Raw genomic sequence first — 1,124 nt, forward strand, 5'->3', positions numbered from 1 at the left:
GCCAAGAGCCCGTGTGGACGCCCGGCTTGGTTGACACATCTTGCGTATCTGCCATTCTCGCGTAGGGATGAGGAGAGATTACCATGAAGAAGACTTACGCGAAGCCGGCTCTCGTCAAGAAGGGCAAGCTTTCAGCCGTCACGGCAAACGGCTCGACCAGCGCCACGATATAATCTGGCACACTCTTGGCCGAAACGCGCCTGGCGCTGGAGCAATTCCAGAAAAAGCATCGAAGGCCTTCGATCCGGGATGGCGTAAACAAGAATTGGAGGGCGGGCGCCTTGCCGCTCCTCCTTGGATTTATTGCAGTTTTACCGATTCCAGCCGCATGGTTGACAGATGGCCGCAGTCTGGCATCATCGGATCGGGATTTTAGGAGAGTCTGATATGAAAAAGATCTATGTGAAGCCATCGTTCTTGAAAAAAGGCCGGTTGTCGGCGATCACTGCGGCCAACGGCGCCTCGATTATTATTGTGCCGGGCTGACCGTCAACATAACCTGATTGAAGCGGGGCGAAATTTCGCTCCGCTTTGGCATGCCTAAATCTCAGCGCGTTAAGACCAGATCGTCCACGACCATTTGCCAATAGTGCTTCGTCGACAGGCGAACACGCGTTACAGCTTTGAGCATTGGGGCGTAGTGCAGCGGCGTCAGCGCCGACAGCGTGACCTCGTCGCTTGCAATCAGCTGCTCGCCAAGCCAGCTTTCGATCAGCGCCACCTCCCCTTCTGACGCCAGCCAGGCGGCGCTCAGCATGACCGAGTGAAAGCCGAACGGCCGTTCGCAGCTGAATTCGGCCGGCAGCCCGCTGCTGGTGTAGAGCACATGGTCGCCGGAAACATTGCCATTGACATAGCCCTGGCTATCCTTGGTGAAGTCGCGGGCCATCGCATTCAGGTTGCGCCACGCCAATCCGGCATGGCCAGCCGGAATTTTCCTGAGGCTGCGCGACGTCACATCGTCGAAATCGATCGTTTCGAGGGCGGCATCAGTGTCGATGCCGGCGCGTTGCGGCGACAGCAGGCCGAGATCCGCCGAGTAGGGCGACAGCGTCAGCCGCCGCTCCAAGCCGCCGCCGCTGACGCTGACCGTGTTGGCTTCTTCAGCCAGGTCGAAGCTGAAG

General features: G+C 58.5%; 2 protein-coding genes and 1 pseudogene. 2 read left to right on the forward strand and 1 reads right to left on the reverse strand.

The features are described from left to right. Positions 1-83 precede the first annotated feature (83 nt). Both EN939_RS35225 and EN939_RS35230 read left to right on the forward strand, forming a co-directional pair. Positions 84-173: a putative RiPP precursor gene (locus tag EN939_RS35225; protein ID WP_127271493.1), complete on the forward strand. Its 90-nt coding sequence runs from the start codon at positions 84-86 to the stop codon at positions 171-173. Positions 174-387: 214 nt separating this feature from the next. Then, positions 388-486 carry a putative RiPP precursor gene (locus EN939_RS35230; protein WP_127271495.1) on the forward strand — a complete coding sequence of 33 codons (99 nt, stop codon included), beginning with the start codon at positions 388-390 and terminating at the stop codon, positions 484-486. Positions 487-547: 61 nt separating this feature from the next. On the opposite strand, the pseudogene EN939_RS35235 reads toward EN939_RS35230, so the two are convergent. After that, positions 548-1,124 (reverse strand): annotated as a pseudogene (locus tag EN939_RS35235) (hypothetical protein); the annotation flags it as partial.

This window comes from Mesorhizobium sp. M7A.F.Ca.CA.002.05.1.1, from assembly GCF_003998335.1.
Lineage (GTDB): Bacteria > Pseudomonadota > Alphaproteobacteria > Rhizobiales > Rhizobiaceae > Mesorhizobium.